The following is a 17999-nucleotide window of genomic DNA, read 5'->3' as shown; positions in this document are numbered from 1 at the left end:
AAAAGCGGAATAACGCGGGAGAATCAGGCGTTGGAGTAGTCAGTACTGTGTGCTAACCAACGATCAATGATTGCCTGACTGTGCTGCGGATAGTGCTGGTGCAGGTAGCGCGCCAGTTTTTGTATATCGGGGATTAGATGTTGATCGCGCAACAGATCGGCAATTCGAAAGCTCATCATGCCGGTCTGTTTGGTGCCAAGCAGTTCACCCGGCCCACGAATATCCAGATCGCGCTGGGCGATAATAAAGCCATCGTTGCTGTCGCGCAGTACCGAGAGCCGCTGCTGGGCGGTTTTACTCAGCGGGGTTTTATACAGCAGCACACAGTGTGAGGCGATAGCGCCTCGGCCAACTCGTCCACGTAACTGATGCAACTGTGCCAAGCCTAGACGCTCGGGGTTTTCGATAATCATCAGGCTGGCATTGGGCACATCTACCCCGACTTCGATCACGGTAGTGGCGACCAGTAAGTTGAGTGCGCCGGCTTTAAACTCTGCCATCACAGCCTGTTTCTCTGTGGCTTTCATTCGCCCGTGTACCAGACCGATATTCAGGTGCGGCAGTTGCAAGCGCAGGTCAGCGGCTGTCTCTTCTGCTGCCTGTGCTTCGAGCACCTCTGATTCATCAATCAGGGTGCAGACCCAGTATGCTTGCCGCTGCTCAGTGTGGCAGGCTTCGTTAACGCGGCGAATGATATCTGCTCGCCGTGAATCGGGGATTGCAACGGTCGTCACGGGTGTGCGGCCGGGCGGCAGCTCATCGATCACTGAGGTATCTAGATCGGCGTAGGCGGTCATCGCCAGCGTGCGTGGAATGGGGGTTGCTGTCATGATCAGTTGGTGCGGAGAGTAGCCGTGGGTACTGCCCTTTTCCCGCAATGTGAGCCGTTGGTGCACGCCAAAGCGGTGCTGCTCATCAATAATGATCAGTGCCAGATCAGAGAAGATAACGTTTTGCTGGAACAGAGCGTGGGTGCCGATAATCATCGCCACTTCACCCGATGCAATAGCTTGTTCTTGTGCTGCGCGTGCTTTGCCTTTTTGTTTTCCGGCCAGCCAGCCGACCTGAATGCCAAGCGGAGTAAACCACTGGCGAAAGGTGTTGGCATGCTGTTCGGCCAGCAGCTCGGTTGGGGCCATTAGCGCCACCTGTTTGCCGTGGCTGATGGCACGTAGGGCTGCCAGTGCTGCGACCAGTGTTTTACCGGAACCTACATCACCTTGTACCAGCCGCATCATCGGAAATGGGTTGGCCAGATCAGATTCAATCTCACTGACGACCCGCTGCTGTGCACCGGTGGGTGAAAAGGGCAGAGCTTGCAAAAATGCAGGTTTGAGCGGCACTTCCTGATGGCGTGGCAATATTTCGGGCAATGCGTAAGCCGGATGCGCCTGTGCGCAGGTGCGGGCGTGCAGCATACTGAGGTTGTGCGCCAGCAACTCTTCTAAAATCAGCCGTTGTTGTGCCGGATGTTTACCCTGCTCAAGCTCGCTCAGTGCAATATCCGGTGTGGGGCGGTGCAGCAAGTGTAAAGCTTGTTGGATGCTGATCTGGCGATGATTGAGCTGCGAAGGAAGCAGCTCAGGAATAGCCAGCTTATCGAGCATAGCCAGTGCCTGATCAGTCAGTTTACGCAGGCTGGCCTGCTTTAAGCCTTCGGTGGTTGGGTAGACCGGTGTGAGCGTCTCTTCGGTGACTGCCGGATCGTGCTGCCCGATGGCGCGGTACTCAGGGTGAATGATCTCCGGCCCGTTAACACCGGGTTTGACCTCACCGAACACCTTGATGCGCTTTCCTTCGCTCAGACCATTTTTCATGGCCGCCGTGAAGTGAAAAAAGCGCAGTGTGAGTGTGCCGGTACCGTCACTGATGCGGCAGGTCAGCATCCGCCGACGGCCCGCGCTGATCTCGGTGCGCAGCACCGAACCCTCGGCGCTGGCGTGTAAACGCGGTAACAACTGGGCAATCGGGGTGATGCGGGTACGATCTTCGTAACGCAGCGGCAGATGAAACAGCAAATCTTGCACGCTATGCAAACCGAGTTTGTTTAAGCGTGCGGCAATACTGCTGCCGACTCCGGACAGTGCCGTTAATGGCTGACTATCAAGCTGCGAAATTCCCATTAGTTACGGTTACGGCTGACCTTTATCACATCCGGCATCACACGAATTTTACGCATAATATTGGCCAGATGCACCCGATCACGGGCGCTTAGGCGAATGAAAATATTGTACAACCGGCCATCGCGCTCTTCGGTAGTCAGGTTGTAAATATTGGCTTCGGCCGTGGCGATAACGGCGGTTAAATCAGCCAGTGCACCGTGATGGTTCACCATCTCGACTTTAATTTCGGTGATAAATTCCTGCTCGAGAACGGTTTTATCCCACTCTACAGCCATGAATTTTTCCGGCTCTTTTTGGTAGCCGCGAATATTCCGACAAGATTCATGATGGATAACCAAGCCTTTACCGGGGCTGACATGGGCAATGATGGGATCACCCGGAATAGGTCGGCAGCACTTGGCAAAGGTCAGTAAAATACCGTCTGCACCACGAATTGGCAGTTTTTTATGTGTATTTGGCTTTCCGCTACTTTCAGCAACGAGTTGCGGTTCGGTGCTGTTTTGTTGTAATCGGCGCGCAATCACCACGCTCATGGCATTACCCAAGCCGACCTCTGCGAGCAGATCATCGAGCGTATGCAGTTTGAGATCATCGAGCACGCGTTGGGTATTTTCAGGGGTAATATCGGTGAGTTTGACTGCGCCTAGGGCGTGATTGAGTAAGCGTCGGCCAAGCACGACCGAGTCATCTCGTTTCAAACTCTTTAGCATTTGGCGAATTTTTGATCGCGCTTTTGAACTGACCACAAAATTGAGCCATGCGGCATTGGGGCGAGTACCTGGCGCGGTAATAATTTCAACCGTTTGGCCGGAACTTAAGGCCTGAGAGAGTGGGAACGGTAAGCGATCAACTCGTGAACCCACGCAAGTATGCCCAATATCGGTATGTACCGCATAAGCAAAATCGACCGGTGTTGAGCCCGCAGGCAGCTCGACAATTCGCCCTTCTGGGGTGAAAACGTAAATCTCATCAGGGAACAAGTCAGATTTGACGTTTTCAATAAATTCAAATGAGTTACCAGCACTTTGTTGTAACTCCAGTAGGCTTTGCATCCAGCGTTGTGCCCGCAGTTGTGCAGTACTGACCGGTTCGCCCTGTTGCTTGTAAGCCCAGTGTGCGGCTACCCCCATTTCAGCCATTTGATCCATATAGTCGGTACGGATCTGCACTTCCACCGGCACGCCGTGCGGCCCGATCATGGAGGTGTGCAGTGACTGATAGCCGTTAGCTTTAGGGATAGCAATATAATCTTTTACCCGTCCAGGGCGAGGTTTGTACAAGCTGTGCATCTGCCCAAGTACACGATAACAACTGTCGACATCTTTAACGATCACGCGAAAAGCATAGATATCCATAATGCTGTGGAATCGTTGCTCTTTGAGCCGCATTTTATGGTAGATAGAGTACAGATGTTTTTCACGCCCGCTCACTTTTGCGGGTAGCCCAACTTCTTGCAGACGACCATCAATTTCAGACAGGATCTTTTGGATCATCTCTTTACGGTTACCACGCGCAGCTTTGACCACCTCTTTGAGTACACGAAAGCGGTTGGGATACAAAGCTTCAAAGCCCAGTTCTTCAAGCTCAGTTTTGAGATGATGAATACCAAGGCGATGTGCCAGTGGGCTGTAAATTTCAAGCGTTTCACGTGCGATACGGCGGCGTTTATCAGGGCGCAATGAACCGAGTGTACGCATGTTGTGCGTACGGTCAGCCAGTTTGATCAAGATGACGCGGATATCTTGCACCATCGCCATGATCATTTTGCGAAAATTCTCGGCTTGTGCCTCTTTTTTATCGCGGAATTTGAGTTTATCGAGTTTTGACACCCCTTCAACCAGCTCGGCGACGCTTTTTCCAAAACGCTCTTGCAGATCTTGATGGGTTATTTCGGTATCTTCAATAACATCATGCAGCAGCGCAGCCATCAAGGTTTCGTGGTCAAGATGCATCTCGCCCAGAATACAGGCTACGGCAACCGGATGGGTAATATAAGGCTCTCCGCTGGAGCGGGTTTGGCCTTCGTGTGCATCACGCGCGATAATAAACGCCTGCCTGAGGCGTTCGATCTGATCCTCAGGCAGGTAGCGTTGTGCAACTTGGTACAGGCTTTCGAATAAGTACAAGGTGTAGGGTGCACTCAACAGAGAATTAACGACGACCTTCTGCAATCGCGGCAACCGCTTGCAGTTCTGCGGCTTCTTGCTCTTGCTGCTCTTGACGCGCACGCGCATCGAGAATATCAGCATTGATCAAGCCATCTTCGATCTCGCGTAGAGCGATCACGGTGTATTTGTCGTTCTCTTCAGGAACTAAAGGATCTTTACCTTGAGTTTGCATCTGACGCGCACGACGTGCAGCGACCAGTACTAGGTCAAAACGGTTACCAACTTTCTCAACAGCGTCTTGTACGGTTACGCGGGCCATGAATGACTCCAATAGGGAAAAGGTAAATGACGAGAAATAATACTCAATCCGAGCTTACTCTGCCAACAATTTGCTGATCATCACAGAATGACGCAAGGTTTGTCGATCCTGCTTTAGGCGTTCAGCGCGAATAATGTTCTTTAAATCAACCAGTGCTTGATCAAAATCGTCATTAACAATTAAGTAATCATACTCATTATAGTGTGACATTTCGCTGACAGCTTTTGCCATGCGTTTGGCAATGACATCACTGCTGTCTTGGCCACGTCCACATAAACGGCGCTCTAACTCTTCACGTGAAGGCGGAAGAATAAAGATGCTACGTGCATGTGGCATGAGCTGGCGCACTTGTGCTGCACCTTGCCAATCGATATCTAAAAAGACATCAATCCCCTGATTGAGTACTTTCTCAATACTTGGGCGTGATGTGCCGTAGTAGTTTCCGAACACTTCGGCATACTCTAAAAATGCATTTTCATGGATCAGATGAGTAAATTCAGCCACCGTAACAAAGTGATAATGTTCGCCATTATTTTCGCCCGGACGCGGATCTCGGGTGGTATGCGAAACAGAAACCTGCATGTCATAAGTTGGGTGAGTTTTCAGTAATGCATTGATTAAACTAGATTTACCCGCACCACTAGGAGCAGAGATAATATAGAGTGTACCTTTTGGCATAGTGTGGTTATCCGGTTACTGGCTATACGGCTGCCTGTAAATGGGCAAGAGATTATCATCATGGCAGGGCATTTTACGCTGCGATGTAACACTTTTGCAGCGGTAAAACGGTGCTTATTTTTTTATCACTGTTTACCACTGTGAACAGGTAAACGATCATTTTAGCTGATTTTATTTGTGCTGTCGTTAACGGCGCTGGAAAAGAGTAAAGCGAAGGTCATTATTATTGATCCGCGTTTTACCGATAGCGTGACCGCGCTGAATGCAGAGTGGATCCCGATTCGGCCAGGTACTGATGCTGCATTAGTGGCAGCAATCGGCTATTGCCTGATTCAAGAAGGGCTGACGGATGAAGCATTCCTGAAAACATATTGTGTTGGCTGGGATGCAACAACATTGCCTGAATCAGCTCCCGAAAATGCCTCTTATAAAGATTATATTCTTGGCTCTGGCGCAGATAAGGTCGCTAAAACGCCTGAGTGGGCCAGTGAGATCACCGGTATTCCTGCCACCCGTATTCTTCAATTGGCGCGTGAAATGGGCAGCTCAAAGGCGGCTTGGATTTCACAAGGCTGGGGATTACAGCGAGCAGCAAATGGTGAGCAATCCGCCAGATCGGTAATGATGCTGCCGATCATGACCGGAAATATCGGTAAGCCTGGTACTAATACCGGTGGTTGGGGCGGTAATATTAAATACAGCGTGCCAAATTTCAGTATTCCTAATCCGGTAAAAACCTCTATTCCATGTTTTTTGTGGACTGACGCGATCGTTCGCGGCACAGAGATGACGGCTAAAAATGCTTATGTGCTGGGTAAAGAGAAGCTCGACACGAATGTGAAGTTTTTGTGGAACTATGCCAGTAACGTAACGGGCAACCAACACTCTGATTTAAATAGAACACACCAGATCCTGCAAGATGAGTCGTTGTGTGAGTTTGTTTTAGTCTGGGATAACCACATGACGGCATCAACCCGTTATGCTGATTTGGTTTTGCCAGATGCAACGTCGGTTGAGTCGAGTGACTTAATTGATAATTCGTATGCCAGTGGTGCGTACCATTATATGGTGCGTTTGCAGCAGGCTATCCCACCATTATGGGAGTGCCGAACATCGTACGATGTGTTAAGTGAGCTGGCCAAAAAAATGGGCATAGAGCAGGCGTTCACCGAGGGCCGAACCCATGATCAGTGGATTGAGCACATTTACAATCAAGTTAAAGCCAAAAATACGTATTTACCCGATTTTAAAGATACTGATGGTATGGGTATTGTTGACCGTAAACTGGCCGATAGCAGCCAATATATTGCGTTGCAAAAATTCCGTGCCGATCCGATAGCCAACCGCCTAAAAACCCCGTCTGGAAAAATTGAGATTTACTCTGAGCAGCTCGCAGTGATCGCCTCTGAATGGGAACTTCCTGAGGGCGATAAGATCACGGCTGTGGCGGAGTACTGCCCGACCGCTGAAGGCGTGAGTGCTCTTAAAACGCAAAAACGCTACCCGTTACAGATGACAGGTTTTCACACCAAAGGCCATACACACTCAACTTACTATTCGGTGGCAGTGCTACGAGAAGCTGTACCCGACAAGGTGTGGATCAACCCGATTGATGCACAAGCACGCCAGTTACAAGATGGTCAGCTCGCAGAGATTTTCAATGATCGCGGTGCGATGCAGATGCCGGTCAAGGTCACTCAACGTGTGATGCCCGGTGTGATAGCGGTACCGCAAGGGGTATGGCGTAAAACCAATGCTAAGGGAATTGATGTCGGCGGCTGTATTAATACGCTGACGACACAGCACCCGTCACCGCTGGCCAAAGGCAACCCGCAGCACACTAATCTTGTTGAAATTAAGCCGGTATAAGGGGCGTTAACTCATGACTCAATATGGATTCTATGTCGACTCCGCAAGTGCACCGGCTGTAAAACTTGCCAAGTGAGCTGTAAAGATGAAAAAGATCTGGGTATCGGCCCAAAATTTCGTCGGGTGTATGAGTACGGCGGCGGTAGCTGGGTAAAACAGGGTTCGGCGTGGAAGCCGGATGTGTTCAATTACTATCTGTCGATTGCTTGTAACCACTGTTCTGAGCCGACCTGTGTGGCAGGTTGCCCAACCGGTGCGATGCACAAGCGGGCGGAAGATGGTCTGGTGGTGGTTAATCAAGATGTGTGTGTCGGTTGCCGCTATTGCGAGATGCGCTGCCCGTATGGTGCGCCGCAGTTTGATGCGCAAAAGAAGGTGATGAGCAAGTGTGATGGTTGCTATCAACGAGTTGCAGAAGGGCTGATGCCCGTTTGTGTGGGATCATGCCCGCAGCGTGCACTTGATTTTGGTGATATTGAGCTGTTACGCCAGAAGTACGGTACGCAAAATGCCATTGCACCATTGCCTGATCCTATGCTGACGAAGCCTAATCTGATTATTAAACCTCATCCGGATGCGCGTCCGTCAGGGGATACCACCGGTGCTGTGCAGAATAAGGGAGAGGTTTAAGATGCACGAACTTCCGTTAGTTTTTTTTACCGTGTTTGGTCAGGCTGCCGCCGGTTTACTGCTGTGCTTGTTGATTAGCGTTGCACTGGGGCTGACATCGGCTGAACCTGCTGGCCGGTGCAGTTCGCTCACCGATGAGCAATGAGATTATTTTGAGCGGCTTCTTTTTAGGATCGGCGGCACTGAGTGTGCTGCTTGACTGGCGCAGTGTGGGGCAGCAGGTATTCAGCAAGCTGGTACATACGGCGACGGTGCTGCTAGGGCTGATGTTTGTTTGGTCAATTCCACGGGTCTATCAGCTTGATACTATCAGCGCATGGGCCAGCCCGTATACCTCACTGCATATGTTACTGACCGTGCTGGTGGCTGGCGGGATCTGTGCGGCACTGTTCGGCGCTTGCCGCGTGGGGGCACTGGTCAGTGTGGTTGGAGTGACAGGCACTGTGCTGAGTAAAACCAGTTATGTCGGTTTTCTGACCGCAACATCACCGCTGTTGGCTGAACAACAACACAACTGGTGGATGGGGCAGAGTGCAGCACTGCTCATCGGTGGTGGGATCTGTTTAGTGCTGCTGTGCCAACCGAAAACCGCGTTGACATCGCGTTCAACTCCGCTGTTAGCTGCCGGTACATTGATTATGCTTGCTGGTGAACTGGCTGGCCGTATTGCCTTCTATAATCTGTGGGCGATTGGCATGTAAGTACTTGTATATCTTTAGATAAATTATGTCATGGGCATGCCAAGGTGAGTAAATTGCACCTTGGCATGGCTCTGCATCCCCCAATACGTTTATTTTTTTCAGGATAGATGATGATTGCTGTGGTTTCCCGCATTCTTGGTGGCTTGCTCTATTACCCGCCAGATTCAGAACAGGCCGCACCATTACGGGCAGTGTTACCAGAACTTCCAACCCTATTTAGCTGGCCAGAGTCGGCCTTAATTGAGCCGTAGTGTGCTCAACTTGCGGTTGCCGAACCGGATTTACGTTATCACTTCTCGGTACTGTTTGAGGGGCAAGGTGAGATGCCCGCACCACCGTGGGGTTCGGTGTATCAGGATCAGGATAATCTGTTGCTGGCCGAATCAGCGCAGCGTTACCGCGCGTTTTTAGCCGATCAGAATATCTGTTTTGACAGCGGGTTAAACGAGCCGGAAGACCAGATTGGCTTGATGTTACTGGCTCTGGCCTATTTGCTGGAGCAGGGTCACGACAGTGCGGCAATCACGTTGCTTGAAGAGCATGTATTGCCGTGGAGTGCGCGTTATGTGCAGCTGTTGAGCGCCGCTGAGTATGGCCATTTTTACCCCACATTGGGGAAGGTGCTGGGCTGTTTTTTGCAAACCTTAATTGCAGAGCTGGAGCTGACTCCGCGCAGTGTTCGCTTGCACCGTTAACCCATTAAGCCTGTTGAAACATCAAGAGAAAAGCAGAACAGACCCGTTATGAGAGATGCGCGTTACTATCAAGCTTATATGGAACACCGCACGGTCAGCCGTCGTGGTCTGCTGCGTGGGCTATTTTCCGGCATCAAGCAGGCCGGTGAGCCGCGCGCAGAAGCACAGGCTATCGCGTTGCAGGCTAAGGTGATCCGACCGCCGTATGCACGTGAGGAAGCCTTGTTTGCGATGCTGTGCTCAACAGAGTGCCATGCCTGCCAGTCAGCTTGCCCTGAAGGGTTGATTCAGTCTGAGCAAGGGCTGCCAGTACTTGATTTTACTGCTACGAGTTGTAGCCGTTGCCAGCAGTGTGTTAAGGCTTGTCCGAGTGGTGCATTGGCGCTGCTACAACCTGACTCACCGCTGCATATACAGGCTAAACCTGTTTTGCAGCATACCTGCCACAACACCTTCAGCACATGCCAGCAGTGTGCTGACAGTTGCACGGTTGATGCGTTGATCTGGCAGGCTAGACAACCGCCACAGATTAACCATCAGCAGTGTGATGGGTGCGGCGCTTGTGCATTTTCTTGCCATGTGAATGCATTGCAGATGTTGGTCTGCTAGTGTTTTGTGTGGTGACTGCTTGATAGAAGAGAAATATCATTTCATCGGCTGTTGGTCTGTTCTAGGCTGTGTGGCACGATAAGCATCCATGATCGGGGCCCACTGCATACCGAGTGGGATGGGGTGTTGTTTGAATAATTTACCGTATTTTTTATCGAAGGAATCTATTCCATATTGTTCAGCAACAGGAACTTTCTTATCGTACCAATCATCAGTAACTTCTTCAGCAACTCCCCGAGAGAGCAATATATCGGGGTTAACCCCAAGGCTGTGCCCCATCAATACCACTTCGTAGTACCCTCCGGGAGCTAAACCAAAGTAGAGTTTATTTCGGTACTCATATTGGCCATTAACGTTATAGGCCATTTTCATCTGTTGCTCCAAACTCTTGGGCAAATTCGTTTTAATGCGATAGCGTTTACGGTCATGAAATGAGATCATTTCAATGGTTGCATAGTCGGGAACTATGATTCCATTAGTTGAAATTCCACCGCCGCCAGCCCAGTAATGTTTTTTGTTTATTATGCGTTCTGATAAGAGCCCGCCACTACCCCCTCCTATACGAGAAGAAAAAATGATGTGGTTATTTTTATAGAGATCAGTTTGTATCGTTATTGTCCTATCTATATTGCTCCCTGTTCCATATGACCAGTTAGTAGATATCGAGGATGACTTGACTGAACCTGTAATCAACATGCTCAAACCTGAGACTAGAAATAATAATTTTCTAAGCATTACGTTTCCTGATTACCGATTAAATCACGGCGCTCTTTACTCACTGTATTTCCGTTTTTATTGAGATTAGCTGGGTTGGCGATGCCTTGGTTACTCGCGCTGTGATGCAGATAATCACGGCGCAGAGCACGATAGGTTTCGTGTGGTAGTTGATAGACTAGATTTTTAACCACGCCTTGCTCTATTGCGGATTGAGCCCAATGCTGATCTAGTTTTTCTAGATTAACGATTGTTATTTTTTCAGAAAGAGATCCTAACTGAAGAGTTCTATTTTTGCTTGTCCACTCCTTTAGTGGTACACCAGAGGCTCTACCTGCTTCGACCATTATATGGAGAGGAATACGGGAATATTCTCCTTCAACAATGCGATTCATTATTACCTCGACATATACTGCTTTTTTTGGCCATGGGCTGTCCTTCCCCTGTGGGCGGGTATAGGAATAAGCAATTAAACTGATGGCATTGAGGGGCGGAGTTGCAGTACGTGATAAATATGGATGTATGCGATTAACCCAACCAATTGCAACTTTTTCATCAGCATAAGCTTTTGCCTGCTGATAAGCTCGGCTGTCTGAGTAAGGAGTTTGTACATTTTCCTCACTCATAAAACGCTCCAGTTCAATGCATTCGGTTAAGGCTGGATCACTATTGGGATTATTTAAACTCCACCGACTGTAATACCCTCCACCGATGTCTGAGTGCGATCCCGGTAGGGCCACTTCGGTAAAATGAGGAGGAATAGAGGTGCCTGCTGAATCATCAGTAATACGTGAAAGAGGAAAGTGTTTACGTACTTCATCTTGTGCAGTGAGATGTACGACGCGCTCTGCGCTTTGAGGATGTAGGCGAATATTAACATTGGGGTTAAAAGAGGATTTGACAGTATCAAATAACCCGACAAAAGCGATGCGTACATTCTGACGGTTTGCCCAGTCAAACCCCACTTTAAGTCGAATAGCAGAGTAACTGGTTACTGCTTTAACCAGTGGATGATCATCTTTTTGGTCGATAACATTAACAAAGTGACGAGCTGCCGCCGCTCCTCGACTAAAACCAAAGACATCAAATACGATACGGTGTATGTACTCAATTTCTGGTAGTACGTTTTTTAAATCATCATCAATTGCTTTGATGATACGTAGCTGACAGGCCTCAGTAACCTTACCAATAATCGAGGTATTTTCACCGCTAAAATCAAGATCTAATCCTTGGGTAATAGTATCGTCCGTACGATACTCCTTCTCTTTTTTTCCACTCACTGGATCACGAGTACCAATACCGCTTATATAGCAGTGGGAAATTAATTTTTCAGCTTCAAGGTCATACAGTGAAAATAGCTTACCCACATTAGTTACATCATTGGCTGCACTACCATTTACGGGGAGTTGCCCTACTTGGCAAGCTCGCAGTTCTTTCTCCTTTTGGGCTGGATTTGAACAGGTGTGAGCTAACCACTGTTCAACTTTCGCCAAACCATTTTGTGTGTTGGCAGTATTATTCCCCGTTCCATCAAAAAATACACCAATACGCAGAGTGCCCAACTTATAACCTTTTACCTCAATGACATAAGAGTGATTAGTGATAAAACGGGGTGTTTGAGCTTCTCCGGCGTTGTGCCCTTTCGGTAACGTTTTTTCCGGTTGAGTAAGGCAAAGATCACCGGTAGTAACTTGACAGTGCTCGCGTTTGATGCCGGTGTACCCTGACAAATAATCGGTATAGGCAGGAATTTGGCTGGTTTGCCCTTCTTTTAATGTTTCGCGCGATTGTGCCATTTTTAGCCAAGGCTGTGTCTCTAACTTGACAGTCACAGGCCCAACTGCAAACCCCCATACCTGTATTGGGCTATCTGTTAGCGTTACTGTTTTCGTCATTCCGGTACTGTCAGTCAGTATGGCTTTTTGCCCAGAAAAGGCATGGTTATTCTCATCGCGAATATCAAGCTCTATCCAGCGATCATATTTTTCACAGGGAATGCAGTAAGGGTCAGAGGACATCATACAACTCCTGTGAATATGCAGTATTTATTCAGCCAATGTTTAACAAAAGTGAGTTCGTTATCGCTTAACATTAGGGGTGTTTGGATAGCATCGAGCGGCATATTTATTTGTAAGGCAAGAGTTGCTGCTACTACACCGTCTCGGATATCACCGTCTAAACCATCAAGATTGGCTCGCCGTAATACCGCAGCAATTGTGGTTTGAGGATCGGTGTGGCGAGTCATTATCGGCTCTATACGTTGCCATAAGTGGCGATAAAGTGTGTAAACATGACGGGCTTCATCATACAAGTGTGCTAAATGCTGGGGTTGAATGCGAAACCAAGGTGATATTTGGGGGATAAACTCATAGTCGGGGCTACGTAGCCAGCCTTGTGCATTGGCCCATAATCCAGAGCAAGGGCCTAAGATCTGATCTCGTTCGGTCTGGCTCATCGCCGCGAACATTTTTGGGAAGAGGCGTGGGTCTGCATAACGTAGCCACATGACTTCACCGTTTCGGGCGACTTCAATCAGACTTTGCCAATGCTGACGTACAATTTCTACTGTGGCATAACTGGTGATATAAAAGCCACTGAGCGGCAAAACATGATTAACAAAATCGGTAGAGGGAAAGGGTAACAGCCAAGGGCCTTGCTCTGCGTGATCAGCAAACGCTGTGGTGGCGAACAGTGGGTAGGCATCTTTCCCGCCAGTATCATAAAAGCGTGCGACAGCCGTGGTATCAAGCGTGGCATCAATAATTGCAAATAACGAGTCTTGTCGCTGGTTGCGCCATGAATCAAAAGTATCAAAACTCATGCTTTACTTCCCTTTGGTGCTTGTGAGCATGATTTAACCAAGGGAGCCATTGACGCCATGCTTTTTTGAATGGCTACTGCGGGGATAGTGGCTGGTGGTGGTGTTGGCATGCTGACATCACCAGGCAGTGCTGGCATCTGACCTGCCCAGCCTGAACCCATACCCGCTTCGCCACCAGAGTTCATCTTGATGGTTGGGCCGCTGATAGTGACACCTTCAGCATCAATTTTGATAAAGCTTCCGCCGACTTTAACGGTGATCTCTGAACCGGCTTCGAGCACAATTTTGGCGCCAGATTTAATATGCACTTCGTGCCCAGCTTGCATCAGCAGTGATTGCCCGAGTTTTTGATGCATTGTGTTATCCACAGTCAGTGAATAATCAGCCTTGATGTGGTCACGTTTTTCACCATTAATAGTCAGGTGATCATCGGCTTTGATACGGGTTAAGCGCGTGTTATCAATAGTAGTATGTTGATCGTGCTTGATGTGCCATGCAACATCGTGCTGGATCAGTAAGTTCAGATCTTTTTGCCCATGAATGTAAATCTCCTCTTGGCCGGCCTGATCGTCAAAACGCAGCTCATTAAAACCTTGCCCCTGATGTGTCTCGGTGCGCAGCACCGTTCGGGTTTTGTGGGCGGGCAAAGCATAAGGTGGGCGGTTGGTGGCGTGATAAGTGCGGCCGGTGACCACCGGCTGATCAGGGTCACCTTCTAGAAAACTGACAATCACCTCATGGCCAACCCGTGGAACGGTAATCATGCCGTATTGCCCGCCAGCCCAACCTTGTGATACCCGTACCCAACATGAACTTTGATCATCGCTTGCGCCGTATCTATCCCAGGGGAATTGCAGTTTTACCCGCCCGTGCTCATCGCAGTAAATCTCTTCCCCTTGTGGCCCGACGACAGTCGCCATTTGTGGGCCATCGACTTTCGGTTTATACGGCATTAATGCGCGCCACGGTGTTTGCGCGTTGATTACATGAAAGGTGTTGTAATACACCGTTGGGCCGTTGCCGCCTTCCTCTTCTAACGCTTGCGGCTGTTTACCCGTGTGGGTAATGCGCACCACTTGCCATTTAGTATTCTGGTTGCTGCTTGGGTGTTCACTCAAGGTAAATATCAGCCCCGGCATTAACTGAGGGGCATTGGCCTGACCTTCAGCGGTTGCGGCATCAGCACGTAAGGCCTCAAGACGATAGGCGGTGAAGGCTTGGCCGCTTGAGTCTTGTTTAAATCGTCCCGGAAAATCAAAATGCGGATAGTGATTATAGGGGGAGTGATGGCGCTGCTGTTTCAGTGCAGAGCGTTGTTTGCTGTGTGATAGAGCGTAATCCGGTGTTTTAAAACTGTAATCTTTCAGCGTGACTTCAGTGGTACGAACATTTTCGGCATAGCTAAAACGGCGAACAAAAGGGCCATGTTGTAGGCTTTGATTGGCAGGATTAAAGAACAGATCTGGCCCTTGCTGTAAGGCAGTTGTATTGTCAGAAAATATAACGCGATGCGTATTTTTTTCAAATTCGTGATAACAGAAAATACCCTCTTCGGCAGCTAAACGCTGAATAAAAGCGAGGTCACTTTCACGATACTGTACGCAGTACTCCCGCGGTGCATGCTGATCTTTCAGTGCAAAGGCGTACTCGGTAACTCCCGACTCTTGCAGCAAAATGCTGATAATTTGCTGTGGCGTTTGCTGCTGAAAAATACGGGCATTGTGGCGTAAAGAGAGCCGCCACAGGGCCGGTTGTACCTGCAGTGAGTAACGGGTACGCCGAAATCCGGTTTCCCCTTGTGAAAATTGGTTAGCAACACCGCTGATACGGCGCTGCAGTGCACCGTTAAACCAAATCAACAACTCACAAGGCTTTTCGAGTACCGCCGCAAAATCAATGTCAGGCCGTGAGCTTGCCAGTTCAAGATGGAGTAGAAATGGGCTACTCAGTGCTTCATGCAATGAGAACTCCGCAACAGCAAAGGTGTTTTCCGGCAGCGTACCGACAGTCAAGGTAAACTGTAGCCCTGTTTGATTGGCCATTCATCGCTCCTTGATGATGCTTTGCCATACTGCCGACAGTCCGGTTCAGTGGCAAAGCAAAAAGCTCCGGTCGCCAGCCGCGGCCGAAGCGATATGATGGCAGCCAATAGCGGTTGCCCATGATATACACCCTTGCAGTAAAATATCCCGACATACTGAGGGGATAGCGATTATCAGGGTCAATACGTGTAGTTAGGCCTCAATAGGTGCACGCCAGTCATCAGCCCCTGATGTTCCGGCTACGGTGTGTTCCCAGTCAATTTTGCGGTAAGCCATTGAGACTTGAATCAGTTGGGTAAAATCAGACTTAATCGGGTCTTGGCAGTGTGGCATTTGGCAGTCAATATCAACGATGGTGGCATCCGTCAGCAGGGTAGAGAAGAAGTGCTCTTGTTTACCTTCTACCGACGTGCGATACCATTTTAAGGTCACTTTTGGCAGCATTTCGCCTGATGCCAGTGCGTTATACATCAGCGGAACTGCTTTATTGAGCGCAACGGTGAACTGAAATGGTTTGTGAACACGTTGCCCTGCTGGCTGGCCTGATTGTGGATCTGTCGGCACAGTAACAATATGCTTAAACTCTTGTACCAGCATTTCATCTTCGTGCCCTTGCACAAAAATATTCCCGACTGAATCCGCTGTAAAAGCACCGGCGGTGATGTTGCCCTGTGTTTTACCATCGATAGAGATATAGCATGGGGTTGGCATGGATAGTTCTCCTGTTAGAAAAAAGGTTCATTCCAACAAGAGAAGGCAACTTTAATGCCAATATATAATGTTGTTATAAATCAATGTGTTATGATTTTTATGGCGTATTGATGCCATGTTTTTCAGCAAAAATTTGCGTAAACAGTGCAGATCAACCAGCAAAAGTTGCATAAAAAGTGAAATGGTCTGAACAGTGAGCGAAATTCTGCGTAGGTAGAGGGTTATGTGGTTTGTATACTTTTAACACTGTATGTTTAGGTAATGTTATGAACTCTTATCGTGATGGGGTTAGTCACACATAGCACATAGCGCAACACCGATAGCGATACATTAATTTACATTAGTAACTCGCTTTATGCACGAGTTGGGTGCTTGTAAGAGTCTTATTAACCTGTTGTTTTTTTATAGTGATAATTATGAAATCGTTATTTAGTAGTGTGTTACTTGCGGCGTTACTTGCTCTGTCTTTTTCTTCTGTTGCGGGCTCAGTCAACGGCCAGTTAACGAAAATTCGGGCATATGAAAAAGGCCGGAAAATTGAGTTTAAATCGCGAGTTCCTAATGTGTCATTTAGTTTAACGAAAGTTGATATTTTAAAAGCGATGACACGGTTTGGTAAAACAACGGCGGTCGCTGATTTAGAAAAAAATGGTTTGATTATTAATACCGATCGTAAAGCACTTGTCACACTTGATCGTGTTAGAGATGGTTTGTATATCAAAGGCAAAACGTTAACGATGTTTATCACAGAAAAAGAGTTAGACAGAGTGCGTTAAAAGAGCGGCTTAATGAAGGAGCTTACATAGGTTTGCTCCTTTATTTTCTTTATCGACAAATTGAAAAATGAGTGATGACCATTCAGTACGGCTCTATAGCCGAACTATAGCAACAATTACCGAACCTAATAAAACAAAAATCCCCACAAATGTGAGGATTTTCAATAAATTAAAATCAATATAAAACAGTGTAAAACATCATTCTATATTCTGAATCTGCTCACGCATTTGTTCGATTAGCACTTTTAGCTCAATACCGCTGGCGGTGACCTCGGCATTGATTGATTTTGAAGCCAGCGTGTTGGCTTCACGGTTAAACTCTTGCATCATAAAATCTAAGCGGCGGCCAACGGCTTCGTTCTTTTTCAAAATCGCGTGAGTCTCTTGTACGTGTGCGCTTAAACGGTCGAGCTCTTCGGCTACATCTAAACGTTGTGCCAGCAAAACCAGCTCTTGTTCAAGGCGGTTGCTGTCAACTTGCACCTGTGCCTCTTCCATTTTGGTGATCAGCTTGTCGCGCTGCCACTGCAAAATCTCTGGCATGTGCAGTTTTACTTTCTCAGCTTGTTCTTGAACGCCCTGCAAACGCTGTTCAATCAGCGCCTTCAGTGCTGCCCCTTCGCGTTCGCGGGCAGCGACAAACTCGTTCATCGCTAACTCAAAGCCTTGCATTAACTCTGTCGAGATGGCATCTAAGTCTTGCTCTGCGGCGGCAATCACCCCCGGCCAGCGCAGCACTTCCAGCGGGTTAATCTCGCCTTCGCCACTGGTCTGTTTTACCCACTGAGCAGCCGCCAATAGCTGGCGCGCCAGATCTTCATTCACACTCAGCGTGCTTTGTGCCGTTGGGTTAGCTTCAAAACGCAGCGCACATTCAACTTTACCGCGGGTTAAACGGTGACGAATACGCTCACGCAGTACCGGCTCAAGTGAGCGGAACTGTTCGGGTAAGCGCAGGTAAGTCTCGAGATAACGTTGGTTAACGGAACGGATTTCCCAAGCGGCGGTGCCCCAATCGCCCTTAATTTCTTGGCGGGCGAAAGCTGTCATACTACGGATCATGCGCGTGCGTCTCGTAATGAGTATTAATGTGGAACGATTATAACGCAGCTAAGTGCCTCTAGTCAGTGCAATCTCTGGTTGGAATTAGGAATTGTGCGGCGAAATCCGTATAATGCGCGGTCAATTGTTCCGGTAAACCGT

15 protein-coding genes and 3 pseudogenes are annotated in these 17999 nt (G+C 48.6%); 8 read left to right on the top strand and 10 right to left on the bottom strand.

The annotated features are described in order from the left end of the window. Positions 1–23 precede the first annotated feature (23 nt). Genes recG through gmk form a run of 4 tightly spaced genes read right to left on the bottom strand, consistent with a single transcriptional unit; the run spans position 24 to position 5228 of the window. On the bottom strand, positions 24–2123 hold the full coding sequence (recG, locus tag ACRC53_RS12440; protein WP_438643709.1) for an ATP-dependent DNA helicase RecG: 2100 nt from the start codon (positions 2121–2123) through the stop codon (positions 24–26). After that, complete coding sequence (spoT, locus tag ACRC53_RS12435; protein WP_438643770.1) at positions 2123–4249, bottom strand: bifunctional GTP diphosphokinase/guanosine-3',5'-bis pyrophosphate 3'-pyrophosphohydrolase; 2127 nt, start codon at positions 4247–4249, stop codon at positions 2123–2125. The genes recG and spoT overlap by 1 nt, the downstream gene beginning before the upstream one ends. Positions 4250–4274: 25 nt before the next feature. After that, positions 4275–4550, bottom strand: coding sequence for a DNA-directed RNA polymerase subunit omega (gene rpoZ, locus ACRC53_RS12430; RefSeq protein WP_438622659.1), 276 nt, complete (start codon positions 4548–4550; stop codon positions 4275–4277). A gap of 54 nt (positions 4551–4604) precedes the next feature. Next, a complete protein-coding gene (gmk, locus tag ACRC53_RS12425; RefSeq protein WP_438643708.1) occupies positions 4605–5228 on the bottom strand; it encodes a guanylate kinase in 624 nt (207 codons plus the stop codon). A gap of 192 nt (positions 5229–5420) precedes the next feature. Between gmk and ACRC53_RS12420 the strand changes: the two are divergent. The 7 genes and pseudogenes from ACRC53_RS12420 to ACRC53_RS12390 form a co-directional block, all read left to right on the top strand. After that, positions 5421–7097 (top strand): annotated as a pseudogene (locus tag ACRC53_RS12420) (DMSO/selenate family reductase complex A subunit); the annotation flags it as partial. Positions 7098–7110: 13 nt separating this feature from the next. After that, positions 7111–7727: pseudogene (locus ACRC53_RS12415) on the top strand (DMSO/selenate family reductase complex B subunit). A gap of 1 nt (position 7728) precedes the next feature. Next, entirely contained in the window at positions 7729–7872 is a 144-nt protein-coding gene (locus ACRC53_RS12410; protein WP_438643707.1) for a hypothetical protein, read from the top strand. Beyond that, positions 7862–8428: a DmsC/YnfH family molybdoenzyme membrane anchor subunit gene (locus ACRC53_RS12405; RefSeq protein ID WP_438643706.1), complete on the top strand. Its 567-nt coding sequence runs from the start codon at positions 7862–7864 to the stop codon at positions 8426–8428. The genes ACRC53_RS12410 and ACRC53_RS12405 overlap by 11 nt, the downstream gene beginning before the upstream one ends. 107 nt (positions 8429–8535) lie before the next feature. Beyond that, entirely contained in the window at positions 8536–8679 is a 144-nt protein-coding gene (locus tag ACRC53_RS12400) for a hypothetical protein (protein ID WP_438643705.1), read from the top strand. A gap of 36 nt (positions 8680–8715) precedes the next feature. Next, positions 8716–9123, top strand: a pseudogene (locus ACRC53_RS12395) (molecular chaperone TorD family protein); the annotation flags it as partial. A 48-nt stretch (positions 9124–9171) separates the two neighbouring features. Further along, the gene (locus tag ACRC53_RS12390) at positions 9172–9732 is read left to right on the top strand and encodes a 4Fe-4S binding protein (protein WP_438643704.1); all 561 of its coding nucleotides are present in this window, start codon (positions 9172–9174) and stop codon (positions 9730–9732) included. Between the two features lie 36 nt (positions 9733–9768). Here the strand turns inward: ACRC53_RS12390 and ACRC53_RS12385 are convergent, their stop codons facing one another. The 5 genes from ACRC53_RS12385 to hcp1 form a co-directional block, all read right to left on the bottom strand. After that, positions 9769–10467: a DUF2931 family protein gene (locus ACRC53_RS12385; protein ID WP_438643703.1), complete on the bottom strand. Its 699-nt coding sequence runs from the start codon at positions 10465–10467 to the stop codon at positions 9769–9771. Beyond that, positions 10467–12467, bottom strand: a complete 2001-nt coding sequence (locus tag ACRC53_RS12380) for a T6SS phospholipase effector Tle1-like catalytic domain-containing protein (RefSeq protein WP_438643702.1) — start codon at positions 12465–12467, stop codon at positions 10467–10469. The genes ACRC53_RS12385 and ACRC53_RS12380 overlap by 1 nt, the downstream gene beginning before the upstream one ends. Beyond that, positions 12464–13267: a DUF4123 domain-containing protein gene (locus tag ACRC53_RS12375; protein ID WP_438643701.1), complete on the bottom strand. Its 804-nt coding sequence runs from the start codon at positions 13265–13267 to the stop codon at positions 12464–12466. The genes ACRC53_RS12380 and ACRC53_RS12375 overlap by 4 nt, the downstream gene beginning before the upstream one ends. Further along, complete coding sequence (gene tssI, locus ACRC53_RS12370) at positions 13264–15309, bottom strand: type VI secretion system tip protein TssI/VgrG (protein ID WP_438643700.1); 2046 nt, start codon at positions 15307–15309, stop codon at positions 13264–13266. The genes ACRC53_RS12375 and tssI overlap by 4 nt, the downstream gene beginning before the upstream one ends. A 192-nt stretch (positions 15310–15501) precedes the next feature. Then, positions 15502–16020, bottom strand: coding sequence for a type VI secretion system effector Hcp1 (gene hcp1 / locus ACRC53_RS12365; protein WP_438622667.1), 519 nt, complete (start codon positions 16018–16020; stop codon positions 15502–15504). A 416-nt stretch (positions 16021–16436) separates the two neighbouring features. On the opposite strand from hcp1, the gene ACRC53_RS12360 reads away from it, so the two are divergent. Beyond that, entirely contained in the window at positions 16437–16796 is a 360-nt protein-coding gene (locus ACRC53_RS12360; RefSeq protein ID WP_438643699.1) for a hypothetical protein, read from the top strand. A 198-nt stretch (positions 16797–16994) separates the two neighbouring features. Here ACRC53_RS12360 and ACRC53_RS12355 read toward each other — a convergent pair whose 3' ends face one another. Beyond that, positions 16995–17858 (bottom strand): YicC/YloC family endoribonuclease, encoded by an 864-nt coding sequence (locus ACRC53_RS12355; protein ID WP_438643698.1) that lies wholly within the window; start codon positions 17856–17858, stop codon positions 16995–16997. Between the last annotated feature and the right edge of the window lie 141 nt (positions 17859–17999).

It is taken from the genome of Plesiomonas sp., from assembly GCF_051652165.1.
Classification (GTDB): Bacteria; Pseudomonadota; Gammaproteobacteria; order Enterobacterales; family CAMTGL01; genus Plesiomonas.
The sequence above is the reverse complement of the archived record's forward strand: the minus strand, read 5'-3'. Positions and strand labels throughout refer to the sequence as shown.